The following is a 17,665-nucleotide window of genomic DNA, read 5'->3' as shown; positions in this document are numbered from 1 at the left end:
GGGTGCGCGGCGGGTGCGCGTTGGTGGACGCGGCGTGCTCGGCGTGCTCGGCGTGCAGTGCGCGGCGTCTTGCGCAGCTAACATCGCGCGACGGGCAGTGCTACGGGTGCGTCTTGCGCGGCTTGCTCGGCGTGCAGTGCGCGCGGCTTGCCTGGGCGCGCTGTCTATTTTAGCAATTCCCGGCGCACAAACGACATTTCCTATACACTTACGTAAAACATCAATCGCTTTTCGGAGAAATTGCATTTGTTGCTGTTTCGTTGGTTTTTTGGAACATTTGCCGGATAATCTCCGGCGTTTGTTGCTGAATTTGCGTAATTATGGAACATTTCCCGGAGTTTTTCCTCCGGCATTTGTTGCTGTTTTGACCGTTTTATGGAACATTTGCCGGAGTTTTTCCTCCGGCGTTTGTTGCTGTTTTGGTAGTTTTTTGGAACATTTGCCGGAAAATTCCCGGCGTTTGTAGCTGCTGTAAAGTAACTGTCGCCGCGCGCAAAGAAAATGCCACCGCGTCTCATATATCAAAGCGCACCTAAACGTATATCAAAGCGCACCTAAACGCAACCTATCGCGCAGAATCACCACCAATATCCACAATCCATGTGCCGCACGCACCAGCCTCGCGCAATGCCGCACTAATTCGCTCAGCCGCAGCCGCGGTATCTGCCAACGCAATCACGCATCCGCCACCGCCGCCACCAGTGAGCTTCGCACCCAGCGCACCATGTTCGCACGCAACTCGCACCAACTTATCAAGCTGCGGCGTACTTACCCCCAAATCCGACAAAATCTTATGCGCGCGCGTCATTCGCGCGCCCATACTTTCCGCGCGTCCCAACGCCAAATCTACCTCTGCCTCAGCCGCAATCGCGCCCAAATTATCAAGCTGCGCTCCAACTTTATCTGGTTGCACATCCAACCTAGCTCGCAAAACCTCCACGGTTTCGCGCGTCATGCCTTTGCAGCCAGAATCCGCTAAAACAAGCCACGCACGCATGCAAATATCCATTCGCGAAAACTCGCCGCACTTAAAGCGAACGGGCCACGAAGCCGACGTCGCCGTGGCGTCCAACCCCGACGAACACCCGTGAGCCACGCACTCAGCCGCCTGCGTCAATTCAAAAAGCTCATGCTCACTAGCACGCACGCCATAATAATCAAGAATCGCGCGAATCACGGCGCCTGCAGAAGCCGCAGACGACCCAAGGCCGCGTTCCGGCGGAAAATCAGACTTTGTGGTAACGTGCAAAGGTTCGCCATTCCACTTTGCAAACTTAAGCGCCTCCCGAATTGCGGCACGAATGCTGCTAAATCGCGGCGGAATATCGGAAAGTTTGCCGGTAAAGTCGAGGCAGGAAAGCGTAACGCGCGAGTCGGGATTGGGGGTGGATTCGCAAGTTTCTGAAGTAACGGAAGTTGCGGAAGTAACGCCGGTTGCGGAAACATCGGAAATATCAGAATCAATGGAATTGCAACGAACTACCGTCGCTTGCATACGCAAATTTTTCAGCGGCAACGCGACTGCAGAATGTCCATAAACCACTGAATGTTCGCCGAAAAGAATCACCTTTGCGCAAGTTTCGCCGTATCCAGTTCGACGGTAGCCTTCGGAAGTTTCGGTTTCGGAAATTGCAGGTTCGGAAGATACAGAATCTACAGAATTTGCAGAATCTACAGAATTTGCATGATACTGATTTTTGTGCATGCAATTTGCAATTTCGCCAGAATTGCGCGCTTTTACGTTACAATTAAGCTCGTTGGCTAGTTCATATTTGCTCTGCAGCACAGTTTGCGTCTCCCATTAGTATTTGCGCAATTTTTCAACTTATCTAATTTAGTCGCGACAAATATAAAAAACTACGATATGCACACGACGCTTACAACACATTCACATTTGCAGTTCAATACGCTTTCTTTGCGCGAGGTGACAGTTACTTTACAGCAACAACAAACGCCGGGAATTTTCCGGCAAATGTTCCACAAAACCACCAAAACAGCAACAAACGCCGGAGATTATCCGGCAAATGTTCCAAAAAAGGGCCACTGCAGCAACAAACTCCGGAGAAAAAACTCCCGCAAATGTTCCAAAAAAGGGCCACTGCAGCAACAAACGCCGGAGAAAAAACTCCCGCAAATGTTCCACAATTACGCAAATTCAGCAACAAACGCCGGGAATTTTCCGGCAAATGTTCCAAAAAACCACCAAAACAACAACAAATGCCGGAGAAAAAACTCCCGCAAATGTTCCAAAAAACCACCAAAACGCTCGCGCTCTATGCGCTCGCTACGAAACTCGCGTTGGAAGCCCCCGGACTTCCAACTTAAGCGAGCTTCCGCTCCGAGTTGCCTTCGCGCGCTAAATCGCAGCACTCAGGCAGGTCGTCGCGCAAACACCGGAAAATAGCACGGCATTTGTAGTCAAAAATAGCTTTTAACCACAATCCTAAATTTAAGTTGTTTAATAGATAAAACGCAAATACTATCAACAACATGTTAAACAATCTAATGCAATCAATTTTAGAAGAAGAAAATTCCGGCAGATGCTTAATGGCATCAAAAACCAGCTCTCGCAATATCTTGAGAAGATACTTGCAATCTGGATATCTTGTTGAGCCGTACTATGGCTTGTACACTCGAGCAGAGCATTGGAATAAGCTCCTACATAAAGACAAAATCCTTCATATCGCGCTATCTCTACAAGAGAAAATAAAAATCTTAGCGTGGAAGTTTACCGGAGAAACCGGAGCTGTAATGCTAAATTTGAACACAGTTCACACGCCGAACAATTATGGAAAACCGACCAAAATCTATGTTTCGTGCCCTTACGAAGAAAAATATCCAGCCTCAAAAAACTCACAAGAAGAATATACGAGAGCTAGCCGTCAGCTTCAACGCATACATTTGCCAGATATTATAGAAGACGAATTGGGACTACGCATCGAAACATTCAACTTTGCGCAGAAAAAATCCAATAATGAACAACAAAATCTGCCAACAACAAATTTTGGGCATTTAGATACTCCAAGAGATAAAGCTATGCAACACGTCGCAAGTATATACAACATACTATTCGCGTGTGCGTGGACTCTTCCTTTTAGACGAGCTCTTCCTATTTTTGATTCTGCAGCAAGAAACAATGTAGATCTTGAAAAAGTTTATAAAGTGTGCTCAGAATTTTACGGAAAATTCCGATATCAATATGATGCACCATCGTTCCAAGATGTGCCATATTTAAAAGATAAGCATTCGATAATTAGCAATGTAAACGAATGCGACATTTTAGCTAGACTTCTCATACTGTGCAGACTCGCAAATGGTAAGAGCGAAAATAGCGGAGAATCACTGGCCAGAGCAACGATGATTGAACTTGGATTTAAAAACCCAGAGTTACAGCGAGAATTCTTTAATAAAAACAATCCAGAATGGCCGTATAGAGTAGATTTCGCATGGGAAGATAATAAAAAACTAATTGTCGGCGAACTTGACGGTACCGATAAATATTTAGCTGCTAGTTGGGCAGATATAGATAGTATTAAAAGTAACGAAATCGATACAAATGGCAAAAATACAAATGGCAAAAATACAATAGGAAATGTAGATAAATTAACGAACAATAATTTGCATGATGGCAATAGTTTAACCGACTCTTTTGAGAGTAGTATTTTACATTATTACGACAGAGATGCGGTGCGACGTGAGCATAAAAGGGAACGTTTCCTGCTGAATTGTGGGGTAAGTAATATAGTTCGTTTCGATTTTACTGATGTAGTCGATCCTAAAAAACTTGAAAACTTATTATTAGATGCGGGCGTACCTAAGATTAGTTATTAGTTAGTTAAAATCAGTTAACATGATTGCTTTCTTCCGGCGTTTGTAATTAAATGCGGCCAAAACAGCAACAAACGCCGGAGAAAAAACTCCCGCAAATGTTACAAAAAACCACCAAAACAACAACAAACGCCGGAGATTATCCGGCAAATGTTCCACAATTACGCAAATTCAGCAACAAACGCCGGAGAAAAAACTCCCGCAAATGTTCCACATACAGAAGAATAAAAAAAAATACCACTGTAGTAAATAAAAAAGCTCTGCGCGGTGCCGTCGAGTACGCGACCCAACAGTGAGTACGCGACCCGACAGTAACACCGGCAGAGCCAATGCTTAAGTTCAATCAACATGCGTCGCAAGCAGACTGCCGCAATCGCCGCCTCAGCAAACCCGCCGCCGCAGAAATCCACAGCAGCAAACCCGCTTGCGAAACGCATTTGTAAAATCTACAAAACTACTACCGCTACCGATAGCTGTTTACTACTCAGCCACAACCTTCACGGTGAAGGAAGCGGTGATTTCTGGGTGCAACGTTACAGTTGCAGGGAATTCACCGGTGGTCTTAATAGCAGCAACCTTGATTGCGCGAGCTTCCACAGCGGCCTTAGGAGCCAAAGCTGCGGCAATCTTCTCAGCAGAAATGCCACCGAAGAGCTTGCCAGATTCAGAAACCTTAGCAGTAAGCTCCACAACGGTACCTTCAATCTGAGCCTTAGCAGCAACAGCCTCTTCGCGAGTGGCAACAGCCTTGGCCAAGCGTGCACGACGCATTGCCTCAATCTGGGAAGCGGCGCCCTTGTTCCATGCGAAGGCAAGACCTTGCGGAATCAGGTAGTTGCGAGCGTAGCCAGCCTTCACTTCAACAACGTCACCAGAGTGACCGAGGTTGGCAACAGTCTTGGTAAGAATAACTTTTGTTTCAGCCATTGTTACAACCTCTCAATCAGCGACCGGTAGTGGCGTATGGAAGCAAAGCCATTTCGCGGGCGTTCTTCACGGCCTTCGCGATCTTGCGCTGTTCCTGCACGGTTACGCCGGTAATACGACGGGAACGAATCTTGCCGCGGTCGGAAACGAACTTGCGCAGCAAAGCAACGTCTTTGTAATCAATTTCAGTAATCTTGGCAGCCTTCAGAGGATTTGGCTTCTTCTTGAAAGGCTTGACCGGTGGTTGCGGCCTTTTACGTGACATAGGATGTCCTCTCTCAAATGCGTTATGCGATTCGCTGCAAATCTACAGTTTTACTACATTGCGTTTCGCATAAGTTGTGTATGTGCGTTATGCGTGTGCATAGCGCGATAACTGATGATGTAATTATGTAAGCGTTGGTAAGCGTTGAGTAAGTTGAGTAAGCCTTGAGTAAGCAAGATAATTGCTAAGCAATATAAGTTGCTACTAGAATTCCGGCTCTCCCGCGTCCCCGCCAAAATCAGCGTTTGCGCCGAAAGTTGCGAAGGAATCGTTGGTAGGAGCAGCACTCCACGGATCTGCAGCGTTTGCTCCAGTAACGTTCGCGCCAGCAGCGTTTGCCCTAGCAGCGTTTGCCCTAGCAGCGTTCGTCGCTTGAGATTGCATACCTTGAGAAGCGGCTTGGCTTGCTGCGTAATTGGCGCCGCCAGCGTAACCGCCCGCATAGCCACCTTGAGCTGCAGCCGCACCGGCCGCACCCATTCCTGCTCGGGACCCACCTGCAAAACCGGTCGTCATGCTTTGACGAGCAACTTGTGCCGTTGCATAACGAAGCGATGGCCCAATTTCATCAATGGTAAGTTCCATGATGGTGCGATTGGAGCCGTCTTGCGCCTGGTATGTGCGTTGCGACAAGCGTCCTTGCGCAATAACGCGCATACCTTTAGAAAGTGAGTTAGCGCAGTGTTCTGCAAGATCTCTCCACGCAGAGCAGCGCATGAACAGCGAAGGGCCATCCTCGAACTGGTTCGTGTTGCGGTTGAACGTGCGGGATGTGGACGCAATGGTGAAGCTTGCAACAGAAGCACCATTGGAAAGCGCCCTCACTTCAGGATCTGCGGTGAGATTACCCACCACGGTGATAATTGTTTCGCCAGCCATAGCGTGCCTTTTCTTTCTAGCTGTGTTTTGCCGTATTTTCTAGTTGCGTCCAGTTGCGTTTTTAGCTTAATTGCAACCGTCTTTTCAGTTGCGTTTCAGCTTTTCGCACTGTACTCAATACTTAAATACTTACTTTTGCTTAAATGCTTACTTAACGTCCTTGCGAAGAATCTTCGTGCGGATTACAGATTCATTAAGGTTCAACACGCGGTCAAGCTCGTCGCTGACGGCTGGCTCAGCAGTGTAGTTCACCACAACGTAGTTACCTTCGGTTTTGCCTTCGATTTCGTAGGCAAACTTGCGGCGACCCCAGTAGTCGGTACCGTCAACGGAACCGCCCTCGTTGGTGACGAGCTCAAGATACTGCTCGGTCAACTTTTTAAGACCGTGCTCATCCAGCTCAGGATTTGCAATGAACATCAGTTCATACTTATGTGCAGACATCACCCACCTCCTTCGGACTATCGGCTGTGGCCTTTCCACAGCAGGAGTGTGTTTGCAAATTATGTGCGCTTACGAATTGCCGATTTTTTCGACAGCAAAATCGCACATAACTTTGCTAGTCTACTCCACGCGCGCGACTGATTTTAGGTAAAGCAAATAATCTAGTCTATTACCCTAGTTTGGAAAATCCCATTATTAAACTAATAAAAACAAATAGAATTGTAATTGCTTCATAATTATTTTTCATAGAACTATAATATTTTAGTGTTTCTTTTTTCTCCGTGAATTCTTTTCTTTCTTCTACTACAGAATTTGGATTATTGCTGTCATAATTCACATACCTGTTCCGCTCATGCATATAGTCTAAATCGGTTTTGATTTCATCATATTCATTCTTCATCGCTGTTTTACGTAATTGAGCAATATAGAAAATAGTGGCAATCGTTACAAAAGTGATGAATCGATTTATACATATTCGTTTTTCGTTATCTATTTTCGCTTCATCCTCAGAATCTTTTGTATCATTACTTGCATTACTTTCACTACTTGCATTTTTATTGGTTTTACAATTGCTTGTTACAGACTTCACCGCAGTTGTCATCTTTTTGTTGCTACTATTTTTTTCTGTTTTTTCAGATTTCTTTTTCTTTTCAGGTGCATTGCTTTTACAAGTCGTAACAATTACATTATCGATATTTTCATAATTGGAGTTTACAAATGGGAATGCAAGCATAGATATAATCACAATTAAGATTAAGGGACATATAAATAGTTTTATTTCCGAGTGAAATTTCTCTTCGCCAAGAAAATTAGCAATATTTTTGGAGGAGAAAAATATTAATATAATAATTAATGCTAAAACACATGTTGATTCTAACAATATATTAAAATCAGGTAATTTGTGCACAAACGAATCTACTAAAACAATTGCTAATACTAACAAGATCTTAAGAGTCAACCAATCAGGTAATTTGTACACAAACGAATCTACTGAAACAAATGCTACTACTAACAAGATCTTAAAAGTCGACCAATCAGGTGATTTGTATCCAAATGAATCTGCTGAAACATAGAATAATGCTACAAGGACTGAAACAGCACCAAGTACTGCTCCTGCATTTCTCGTTCCATTATTACTGTGATTGTTCTTTTGTTCAGTAGACATCGTTGTCTCGATTCTTATATATCTGATTGATCTCTCAATTTTTGATTATAAAAATGGGGGCTGAGATTGAACTCAGCCCCCGGTTGGTTAGTAAACGTTAGTTTGCTAACCAACGGAAGTTAGAACAGCGCGGTGATGGCTTCTGCTGCGAGTCAGTGACGTGCAGCAGAAGCGTTTCGTTAGAAGCGTTTCGCTATGCGCGGTTGGCTTGAAACGATTCACCTTGCGCGTTGTAGCTTAGTGGCGGATCTTGCGAAGAGCAGCACCCATACCAGCAAGCACAGAAGCAGCAACAGCAGCCAAAGCTACCACAGCACCAGTGTTAGGAAGCTTAGGAGCCTTAGGAGTCTTAGGAGCTGGCTTTGGAGCAGGAGCTGGCTTGAATGGGGAGTTAGGCTCCTTATCCATAGCATCGCGAACTTCCTTAGCACCAGTATCGCAGCTCAAATCCTTAGCATGATCATTAGCAGAATCAAGCAAACCAGCAGCACGAGTACGGTTGTTATCAGCAACCTTCAACAAACCAGCAGCCTGACCAAGCTTCTGATCAATCACCTTAACATCATCCCAACGATGCTGAGCCTGAGCATCCTTGAAGTCCTCTTCAAGCTCAGCCTTGATATCCTTCACAGCAGCCTCAACGTGACCATAGTGAAGCACAGCCTTCTGAAGCTGACGACGAAGACCATTCAAGTAAGCGCAGTTATTGCCACCGAAGTTCTTCAAAATGTTCTCCCAGCCAGTCTGCTTCAAACCAAACTGAAGCCTATTAAGCAAAGCATCATAAGCAGCAACATTGGTCACACCACGAGCAGCAAGATCAGCAAACAAGCCCTGATAATTCGTCTTAAGAAGATCAGTACCAGCAGGATCAACAAGCGAAGGCTCAGTTGGCTTTGGTTCTGGCTTTGGAGCTGGCTTAGCAGCAGTGTAAGGAACCAAACCAAGAAGCTTCTTCAAAGCAGCAGCAAAAGCAGCCTTATCCTTAGCCTTAGCAGCCTTACCAAACTCAGCGAAAGCAGCCTTAACAGCCTCAGCCTTCTTAGCATCCTTCTCAGCCTTCAAAGCAGCCTTAACCTGCTCCACATAAGCCTTCAACTCTTCCTTAGTCTTAGGAGCAACAACCTTACCTGGCTCTGGCTTAGGAGTTGGCTTTGGTTCTGGCTTTGGTTCCGGCTTTGGTTCTGGCTTTGGCTTTGGTTCTGGCTTTGGTTCTGGCTTTGGCTCTGGCTTTGGAGCTGGAGCAACGAGCTTATCAAGCTCATCCTGAGCAGTCTTCACAGCAGCCTTAGCAGCAGTCAACTCACCCTCGGCAACATAAACATTAGTCTGAGCAGTAGTAACAGCACCAGTGAAAGCCTTAACTAATGCGTCGACAGTATCATTGGCACCAGCCACAGTAGCATCGACCTTCTTGATTGCTGCCTTAGCATCATTATCAGCCTTAGTCTTAGCCTCAGTAGCCGTAGTCGCAGCTTTAGCATCATCATTGGCAGTCTTCAAAGCAGTGTAGAAAGCAGGGTCGTTTGCAGTCTTTGGCTGCATAGCAGACAATTCTCCACCCTTAGTAGCATCAGAAGCGAGTTCTGCCACAGCAGCCTTAGAAGCAGCAGCCTTGTCCTTAGCAGCCGTTTCAGCATCAGCAGCAGCCTTAGCTTTACCTGCTTCAGCCTGAACCTTAGCCTCATCAGACTTAGCCTTAGTCAAAGCATCATTTGCTCCATCAAGCTTAACTTCAGCCTTGCGCTGCTCCTTCTGAGCATCGGAAAGCTTCTTCTTAGCAACGTTGACAGCCTCAGTGTTATCAGCCTTAGGAGCAGCCTGAGTGGCAGCAGCAGGAGCCTTGCCATCCTTAGCATTCTCAGCGAGTGCTGGAGCGGCTACAGCCAAACCAGAAAGAAGAGTGGCGCCAGCAGCGAATGCGGCGATAGCCTTCTTATTCAACATAATATTTTCCTTTCTTCTTCTCCTTCGCGCTAGGTACGCGAAGAAAAATTTGCCGTTTGCGGTTTCCCGCGTGTACCAGTGGAACTAGGGATTTCACCGGTAACTGAATTACAACTTACCGCATGCTCTCAGAAAACTCAATACCAAAACTCGGCTCGCACTCCATCAAAAATACAAAAATTTCCATAAAATCTATGATTTTTTATCTATAAAACGAAAATTTTACGACGTCACACACATTTTTATGTAAATCTTTCGCGACACGCCACAAACAGAAGTTTTTAATACTTTTTTCAGCTTTCTTTAAGGTTTTCTCTCGTAACAAATAATTTAAGGGTTATTTTCAAAATTTCCGGATTAAAAATTGCCAAATTTTTACCAGCGTCAGACATAACACTCACATACTCTATGCCATCGTAACCTTTACTTTTGATATAATCACTGATGTACTGAGTCGGAATATAATCCAACGTATTATGATTCCTAATCGGCTTAGAAATCTCCTCAGCGATTCTTTTCAAATGCTCAATATTGATAGCATATTGAGTGTAATTAATGTTAGTAAACGGAGCTTAAAACTCGCAATCGTAACGATAACATTAGCATAAATGAATTACGCCAATGACTTTAATAACTCTCAATACTACTTCCAATACTTCCAATCATATACAAGTTCTGTAGCTTCCTGATCCGATATATATTGAACATTATGATTATTATGAAGTAACGCAAATGCAGCCAATTTCACCTGCTCAATTTTCGTAAATTTATCAAGTTCTTTTTTATTAAGATCTCTAATGGCATTAAAAATCTCATCTTCTGAAATATACTCTGAATAATTTTTGGCAGGGAAAGACCAACATTCACGACCTTGATTGTCAGAACTTTCTGACATTGCACAAATAAACTTAAGTTTGTTTACCTTGTCTTTCAACAAGTTATTAACATAATCATCTGCTTCTTTTCTTTTCGCTCGCTTCCACAAACAAAGAGCACGGCGAAATTCTTCCATTTCTAAAATGTTTTTATATCGTGAGACATACCCAATAGCCAATGCATAAACACTTTCAAGTCTTTCTAAATAATTAGGATTGTTGTTGTTTTTTGTCAACGACTTCGATAAATCTCCATCGGACTCCAAATCATCTATAATTCTTGCTATCATTCCCAACCTAGTCTCATCAATACAAGACATAGCAAAATCGGCATTTGCTGACACAGAAGGAACATTACTCAAAGCAGAGTGAGAATTTGCCGTAATGAGATAAATATCTATGCTCAGTTTAGTCATCTCAGATAATCTAGGGAAACGTTTCTTTTCTACAGAAGCCACATCTGCTAAAATACTCGACAAAGCAGAATCTATAATTTCAAATCTTTCTTCATCTGTTTTTAATTTTCGCAAAATACTTGTTATAACCCGCTCAGATTCAATATTGGAAGATATCGCATATAAATTTTCCCCATATACAAGCATAGAAAAAGCTATCAAAACCAAACGATTATACGGTATTTTATCTATCGACAATTTTATTACATCTAAGAATTTCGCAATATAACCTCGCTTTTTAATTATTTCAATAAAAGTGTTTAATAAATCCCCATCTAATTTGAAAATATAATAATTGATTATTCTTTGAGAAACATCCACATCCTCAAAATTAAACATGAAATATAACTCGAATTTATTCTCACAAGCAACGCGTTTATCATAAATATTCTCAACATTTATATCAAAATCATTTTTGTTAACATTTATGCATACTGCAAAACGGGGAAATATTGTTGAGATAATTCTCATTGCCAAATCGGGGTTCACACCTAGACTCTCGAACTCATCGTGATATTGATTAAAATAATGTTCTTTATTTTCATTTGTTAACAAAGATAAATCTATATCGTGTGCATAAATAGCACCCTTGTTATTACAAATCCATTTGTATAATTGCGGATTAAAAACTTCTAATGTTGTAATGCACAACGTATCTTCGAATGATACATATTTATAAAGTATCCCATACCTAAATTGGAATGTGTTAATCAGTCTAATAACATCCCTCAAATTAGTAATGTAAGGACTAACACAATTTTCAAATACTTTTTCCCAATAATTTTCATCTCTAATAACATGATCTGGCAAAGCATCAACAACGTTACGAAGCTTTTCATGAAATATCGTGCACAACTTCGATTTATTTAACTCAGGAATCTCAAATGCAACTTGCACAATCTTTTCTAAATATTCATTTCCATCTATATTATGAAATTTAGATAAGGCATTACATACAATCTCTCTATCCATAGCTAACACATAAATTATGTTAGGCAAATCACCTACCTGTTTAACGAGCTGAAAAATATCCCTAATCTGCGGAGCTGTCAATCTATCAATATCATCAATAAAAACAATTATTTTACCGTCATATTCTCTTAATTGCTCACTAAGCTTACGTTTAGCCTCATTTAAATCAGGTGATTGCAATACTTTAGCGATTGTTTTAAGAACTGGAGCAAGAGCAGGACCAACAGTCGGCACAATCGCTAAAGCATCAATAGCATCTATATATCGACTCAATGCTTTTGCTATATTTTTGTTAATTCTAGAACTATCCTTTCCACGCAATCTATATTTTAGACTCTGAAAAAATAGACTAATAAGATTATTTTTATCTGAATAATTCCAAGGAGAAAACTCTATAATTTCTGTTTTATTATTTTTATTATTCTTACGCAAAGATCGAAACAATTTAGACGAAAATTCCTTGGATGATTTCGATATAGAACTTTTCTCATGAGAATTTGAAATAACTTTCTTTTCATTTTCGTCAATAAGGTTATATATTTCTTCTTTTGCCATATTTAGGACAGAAGTTTTACCACTGCCCCATTTACCGTATAAACCTACTACTAATCCGTCCGCACCATTGTACTCATAAAGAGCTTTCCCAAATTCCTGTGAAAAACACCGTCTGTCTAATAAATCTTCACGCCACCCGTCGATTGGCCTATCTTCATCGTAACTCACAACAAACTCTCCTATCACCATCGATAGCGATTACATTTTGACATACCAAGTATATCCCATTGCAATTAATTTATTCTACTCTTCGAGAATCAAATATCACGATATACTTCCTCGTATATTCAGGCGGTAACAGCCATTATCACTTCCATCACTTCCACATAATCCAAGCAAAAGCGGGGTTATTTCCGGATTAAAACAATAAAAATGCGCTGAAAACAAACGTTCTCAACGCAAATTCATCAATAAAGCCAGAAATAAAGCAAGAAACTTTACCTTAAAGCTTCAAGGTATGCCCAGCAATAAGCCCTACTCACTACTCGCCTGCTGCAAAATCAGCAGCATCGTCGCCGTAAGAATCGTCATCAAGCATGCCAGAAGCAGACGCACCCGCAGCACCCGCGCCAGCCACGCCCGCAGCACCAGCACCCGCAGCAGTTGCAAACGACTCAGCATCCTCAGACGCAGGAGCAAGCACCAAATCCTTCACCAACTCACGCGTACGAAGCTGCGACTCAGCATCCAAACCATCATCCGTAATAACAGTATCCACCTGATCAAAGCGAGCAAACAACGACAACGACGTGCAACTCCACTTCGTGTGATCCGTCAAAATAATCGTGCGGTCAGCAATATCCATAAGCGCCATATCCGTAGCCGCTTCCAAAGAATTCGGCATAAGGAAGCCACGAGGAAGCGACACCGAGTGCGTGCCAAGAAACACGGTATTAACGCGAAGCGAAGCCACAACCTTATCTGCAATAGGACCCACCAGCGAATTCGAACGCGTAATCACGCCGCCCGTCACAATCACCTCAACATCCTTCGACTCAAGCGCCTGCACCAACTCCGCCACAGGAATCGAATTCGTCAAAATCGTAATGCCGGAAGCCCTGCGCGACTCAAGCAAATGCTGCGCAAACACGTAAGCCGTAGTGCCGCCACCAATAGCGATTACATCCCCCGGAGACACATAATCCACTGCTAAGCGCGCAATAGCATCCTTCAAACCGATGTCCATCTGCGACTTAACAGAAAACAGCGGCTCCGAAAGCAACGTGTTCGTAGTCACAGCACCACCGTGCACACGCTTCAAAAGACCGCGATCCGAAAGCTCCGCAATATCCCTGCGAACCGTCATTGCAGAAACGTTTAATTCTTTAGAAAGAGCAGTAATGCGCACCGCACCACGTGTGCGGAGGCGACTTAAAATCAAATGTTGACGCTGTGAAGAAATCATACGAACATTATCGCACACGTAAACGCAAAAAACAAACGTAATTGAGCGTTTCGAGCACACAATTCGAGAAGAACGCACAATTTTAGCCGCAATACCCACCTTTTTTGATAAAATCGCACAAAATCGAACGCTGTGAACCGTAGGAAACGAACACGAAGTACCGCAACTCTGCTGCACTAAATTACTGCCGCAACCCTGCCGCAACCTTGCCGCAACTCACGCGAAACGATGGCACCAGCATATGACATAATATAGAGGCATGAGTTATGTTTCTGAAAATTCATTGCACAACGTCGTCAATAAAGCAACGACGGATCTTTTTGCTTTCTCCTACAAGCACGTAATCAAGCCAAATTTCGTATTTAACATTCCGCCGGACGAAGCGCACGAACGCATGATTACATTCTGCAAAGTAAGCGAGCGCACGCCTGGACTTATGCCACTACTTCGATTCATGCTCAACTACACGGATCCAGTGCTGGAAACAAACGTTATGGGCTTGGATTTTGCAAACCCGTTCGGCTTGAGCGCCGGCCTCGATAAAAACTGCCAAATGGCCACCGTGCTCGACAACGCGGGCTTTGGTTTTGAAACTGTCGGCTCCACCACTTCGCGTCCATGCGCCGGCAACCAAAAGCCTTGGTATCATCGACTTCCGCAATACGATTCAATTCTGGTGCATGCCGGCCTCGCCAACGACGGCAGCGAGGCTGTTATAGCACGCGCAGAACAGGCGTGGACGCACGCAAAAAGCATGAACGTGTCCGTATCTATTGCGCGAACCAACGACGATTTGGTCGGCGACCTGGACGAAGGCATCGAAGACTACCATATTTCTATGGAGCGCGCGGCCGGGCGTAGTTCGATTATTGAAGTCAATATTTCCTGCCCAAACACTCGCGTTGGTGAACCTTTTAGAGAGCCGGAAGCGCTCGATAAGCTATTTAGCGACCTTGACACTATTAAGCGACCGCAGCCAACTCTTGTTAAAATGCCGCTAAACCTTCCCGGAGGATGGGAACAGTTTAAGTCACTTCTTGACGTGCTTGCCGAACATAAAGTTGACGGCGTGAGCATTGCCAACCTGCAGAAAAACCGCCAAGGACTTGACGTGCCGGCCGATTGGCAAGGAGCGCTTTCCGGCGGTCCTACTTACAGCGCAAGTAACGAGCTCATTCGCCGCACGCGACTCGCCTTTGGTAACCGCTTTGCTATCGCGGGCATCGGCGGCGTATTCACTGCGCAGCAAGCGTACGAAAAAATACGAAACGGCGCCGATTTGGTGATGTTCATCACGTCACTTATGTATCGCGGGCCGCAGCAAATCACCACGCTTAAACGCGGGCTTGCGGATCTTTTGAAGCGCGACGGATTCGAGCATGTGGCCGACGCGGTTGGAGCAGACTGCTGAAATAAATAAAGAATAAATAAAGAAATAATTAGTAAAGAATAAATAAAGGCACTTACTAAACGTTAGCTTACTAAACATTAGCAAGTGCCTTTTATTATTGCGCTTTGTTAGCTGCGCTCAGCGATTGCACTTCAGCAATCGCGCTTTAATAAGCGCCATCACCAGAATAAGTGTTATAGTCGTCTCGACGAGCCGTACCATACTGATCCTGCGTTTGTTGTTGTTGCTGCTGCGACTGCTGATTCTGCGATTCCTCCTGCTCACGCATGGCCTGACGACGAGCATCCTCATCTCGCTTCTGCTGATCAGTCTTCTCCGCAGTATCCTTACGCGCATCCTTAACCGTGCCACCCGCAGTATACTTCGGATCCGGATTACCATAATCGTTATCAATCGGAATATTCGCAGCCTTCAAATAATCGTTCATAAACTGCTTCCATGCTGGCGTTGCAATCAACACACCATACCAAGCAGCCATCGTGCGGCCGTTAATAGTAGCGCCATTAAAGCTCTTTTGCGACTCAGCATTACCAATAGCCACAAACGAAGCAATCTGGTGAGGCACAAAACCTGCAGTAGTCATGTAGAAGCGCTCGTTAGTACCGGTTTTTGCGAAAGTCTTACGACCACCATCGAGCTGAGCCGTGTGAGCCATACCATCCGGACGCACCACGCCCTGGTTCAGAGCATACGCAACCGTCTGCGCAATACCCTTCGGAATCGCCTGATGGCAGTGAGCACTCGGCACTTTCAAACGCTTACCGTTCTTATCGACCACGCGCTTAATCGCAATCGGATCGCACGCCACACCATCCGCACCAAGCGTGGCATACACATTCGCCACAGTGAGCGGAGACGCCTGCACAGCACCAATCGTCATAGGCGGATTGAACGAGTTAGACGAGTACACGCTCTCCTGACCAATAGGCGAATTGTGGTAACCAAGCACGCGAGCCGCATCCGCAATAGAACACAACTTCACCTGCTGCGCAATAGAAGCCTGCGTAGTGTTATGCGAATGAACCAGACCCATCAACGGCGTCTCCGGATTCACCGTACCGCCCATAGCATTCTGCAAAGCCCACGAACCAATACCACGGAACTTTGAACAGTTAAAATCAGAATTGTTATACAAAGTCGTAGTACGAATCGGCTGATTAATCGACTTTCCAGCAAGCAACCACGCCACCAAATTAATCGGCTTCCAAGTAGAACCAATCTGCCAGCCCAAGCCGCCGCCATCGCGCTCATCCACAGCATAATTCAAAGCCGTGTGAGTTGGGTCAAGCCTTGCAGCATCCGTAGCATCGTAAATACGGTTGCTACCAAACGCCAACACCTCACCAGTTCCAGGCTTAATAGCCGCAATAGAAACCTCGAAACCACTCTTATCGTTCACAGGAATCGTGTCTCGAGCAGCCTTCATAGCAGCCTTACTTGCGCGCAAATCCATAGTGGTGTAAATATCCAAGCCGCCCTCGGTAAGCAACTTTTCACGAGCGTCAGCCGTCTTACCAAACTCACGCGAATGTAAAATCTTCTTAGTGACATAATCGCAGAAGAACGCAGCATCACCAGCAGCCTGGCAACCAATATGAGACACATCCGACTGCACATTCAACGTTTTCTTCAACGGAGTCGCAACAGCCTCATCGTGCTGCTGCTTAGTAATAAAACCTTGACGAAGCATCAAATCCAGCACAATATTTCGCTGCTTCTCCGACTCCGGCTGATTGCTTTCAACAGAAGGATCGTAGCGCGAAGGATTCTTAGTAATAGCAGCAATCGTAGCCGACTGCACCAAATTCAGCTTCGCCGCACTCGTATTAAAATAGCGGTGCGCAGCCGTTTCCACACCGTACAAATTATTACTACCAAACTGCGCAATATTAAGATAACCCTGCAAAATCTCAAGTTTAGAATACTTTTTTTCCATTTGAATTGCGATAAGCATTTCTCGCAACTTACGCGCAATCGTACCTTCAGAAGCGTGATATTCCGCCAGAGGATCGTTATTTTCACGCGCCTTAATCATAAGCACATTCTTCACATACTGCTGCGTTAACGAAGAACCACCCTGCATATCTCCCTTCTTCACGAAGGTCTGCACAAACGCTCGCATAACACCCTGCACGTCCACGCCAGAATGTTCAAAGAAACGACGATCCTCACGAGCAACCATTGCTCGCTGCATATACTGGGAAATATTACGCAACGGCACCACCGTACGATTCTGCGCATAAAACGTTGCAATAATCGTCTTGCCATCCGAAGCATACAAACGCGACTTTTGCGGCAACGCAGTCACATCAAAATCAATGCCGTCAACACGAAGCGACGGTACCACCGTCTTAACAACACTGTTCACACTCATAACGCCTGGAACGAACATAATACTTGCGGCTATACCACCTGCAACACACAACAAAATATAGGTGAGGAACAACGCAAGCACACGACGAGCAGTAAGTGAATTCTTTTTCGGCATGCGTTCTATTCTAAAGGTTCGCCTCTACTTGAAAACTCACGCTTCCACT

General features: G+C 44.5%; 13 protein-coding genes and 1 pseudogene. 2 read left to right on the top strand and 12 right to left on the bottom strand.

What is annotated here, in order from left to right; translation table 11 throughout:
• Positions 1 to 565 precede the first annotated feature (565 nt).
• Both mvk and HXT56_RS00245 read right to left on the bottom strand, forming a co-directional pair.
• Positions 566 to 1,786: a mevalonate kinase gene (mvk, locus tag HXT56_RS00250; protein ID WP_421778129.1), complete on the bottom strand. Its 1,221-nt coding sequence runs from the start codon at positions 1,784 to 1,786 to the stop codon at positions 566 to 568.
• Between the two features lie 145 nt (positions 1,787 to 1,931).
• On the bottom strand, positions 1,932 to 2,261 hold the full coding sequence (locus tag HXT56_RS00245) for a hypothetical protein (RefSeq protein ID WP_421778128.1): 330 nt from the start codon (positions 2,259 to 2,261) through the stop codon (positions 1,932 to 1,934).
• Positions 2,262 to 2,490: 229 nt separating this feature from the next.
• Here HXT56_RS00245 and HXT56_RS00240 point away from each other — a divergent pair, with 229 nt between their 5' ends.
• Positions 2,491 to 3,831 (top strand): hypothetical protein, encoded by a 1,341-nt coding sequence (locus HXT56_RS00240; RefSeq protein ID WP_421778127.1) that lies wholly within the window; start codon positions 2,491 to 2,493, stop codon positions 3,829 to 3,831.
• Positions 3,832 to 4,308: 477 nt separating this feature from the next.
• Here the strand turns inward: HXT56_RS00240 and rplI are convergent, their stop codons facing one another.
• The 9 genes and pseudogenes from rplI to HXT56_RS00195 all read right to left on the bottom strand — a co-directional run.
• Positions 4,309 to 4,755 (bottom strand): 50S ribosomal protein L9, encoded by a 447-nt coding sequence (rplI, locus tag HXT56_RS00235; protein ID WP_250310130.1) that lies wholly within the window; start codon positions 4,753 to 4,755, stop codon positions 4,309 to 4,311.
• 16 nt (positions 4,756 to 4,771) lie between these two features.
• Positions 4,772 to 5,020: a 30S ribosomal protein S18 gene (rpsR, locus tag HXT56_RS00230; RefSeq protein ID WP_004105399.1), complete on the bottom strand. Its 249-nt coding sequence runs from the start codon at positions 5,018 to 5,020 to the stop codon at positions 4,772 to 4,774.
• Between the two features lie 204 nt (positions 5,021 to 5,224).
• Complete coding sequence (locus HXT56_RS00225; protein WP_421778126.1) at positions 5,225 to 5,899, bottom strand: single-stranded DNA-binding protein; 675 nt, start codon at positions 5,897 to 5,899, stop codon at positions 5,225 to 5,227.
• Between the two features lie 147 nt (positions 5,900 to 6,046).
• On the bottom strand, positions 6,047 to 6,343 hold the full coding sequence (gene rpsF / locus HXT56_RS00220; protein ID WP_250310128.1) for a 30S ribosomal protein S6: 297 nt from the start codon (positions 6,341 to 6,343) through the stop codon (positions 6,047 to 6,049).
• A gap of 169 nt (positions 6,344 to 6,512) precedes the next feature.
• The gene (locus tag HXT56_RS00215) at positions 6,513 to 7,508 is read right to left on the bottom strand and encodes a hypothetical protein (protein ID WP_421778125.1); all 996 of its coding nucleotides are present in this window, start codon (positions 7,506 to 7,508) and stop codon (positions 6,513 to 6,515) included.
• A gap of 237 nt (positions 7,509 to 7,745) precedes the next feature.
• Positions 7,746 to 9,455, bottom strand: a complete 1,710-nt coding sequence (locus HXT56_RS00210) for a hypothetical protein (RefSeq protein WP_421778124.1) — start codon at positions 9,453 to 9,455, stop codon at positions 7,746 to 7,748.
• Between the two features lie 293 nt (positions 9,456 to 9,748).
• Complete coding sequence (locus HXT56_RS00205; RefSeq protein WP_421778123.1) at positions 9,749 to 9,925, bottom strand: RES family NAD+ phosphorylase; 177 nt, start codon at positions 9,923 to 9,925, stop codon at positions 9,749 to 9,751.
• Between the two features lie 173 nt (positions 9,926 to 10,098).
• A complete protein-coding gene (locus tag HXT56_RS00200) occupies positions 10,099 to 12,480 on the bottom strand; it encodes a KAP family P-loop NTPase fold protein (protein WP_421778122.1) in 2,382 nt (793 codons plus the stop codon).
• Between the two features lie 445 nt (positions 12,481 to 12,925).
• Positions 12,926 to 13,717 (bottom strand): annotated as a pseudogene (locus HXT56_RS00195) (DeoR/GlpR family DNA-binding transcription regulator); the annotation flags it as partial.
• 259 nt (positions 13,718 to 13,976) lie between these two features.
• On the opposite strand from HXT56_RS00195, the gene HXT56_RS00190 reads away from it, so the two are divergent.
• The gene (locus HXT56_RS00190; RefSeq protein WP_421778121.1) at positions 13,977 to 15,128 is read left to right on the top strand and encodes a quinone-dependent dihydroorotate dehydrogenase; all 1,152 of its coding nucleotides are present in this window, start codon (positions 13,977 to 13,979) and stop codon (positions 15,126 to 15,128) included.
• 145 nt (positions 15,129 to 15,273) lie between these two features.
• Here HXT56_RS00190 and HXT56_RS00185 read toward each other — a convergent pair whose 3' ends face one another.
• Entirely contained in the window at positions 15,274 to 17,616 is a 2,343-nt protein-coding gene (locus HXT56_RS00185; protein ID WP_421778120.1) for a transglycosylase domain-containing protein, read from the bottom strand.
• Between the last annotated feature and the right edge of the window lie 49 nt (positions 17,617 to 17,665).

Origin of the sequence: Gardnerella nova, assembly GCF_049244055.1 — a bacterium.
In the GTDB taxonomy this organism is placed as follows: Bacteria; Actinomycetota; Actinomycetes; order Actinomycetales; family Bifidobacteriaceae; genus Bifidobacterium; species Bifidobacterium vaginale_H.
Note: the sequence above shows the minus strand (reverse complement) of the source record. Positions and strands in the feature narration are given on the sequence as shown.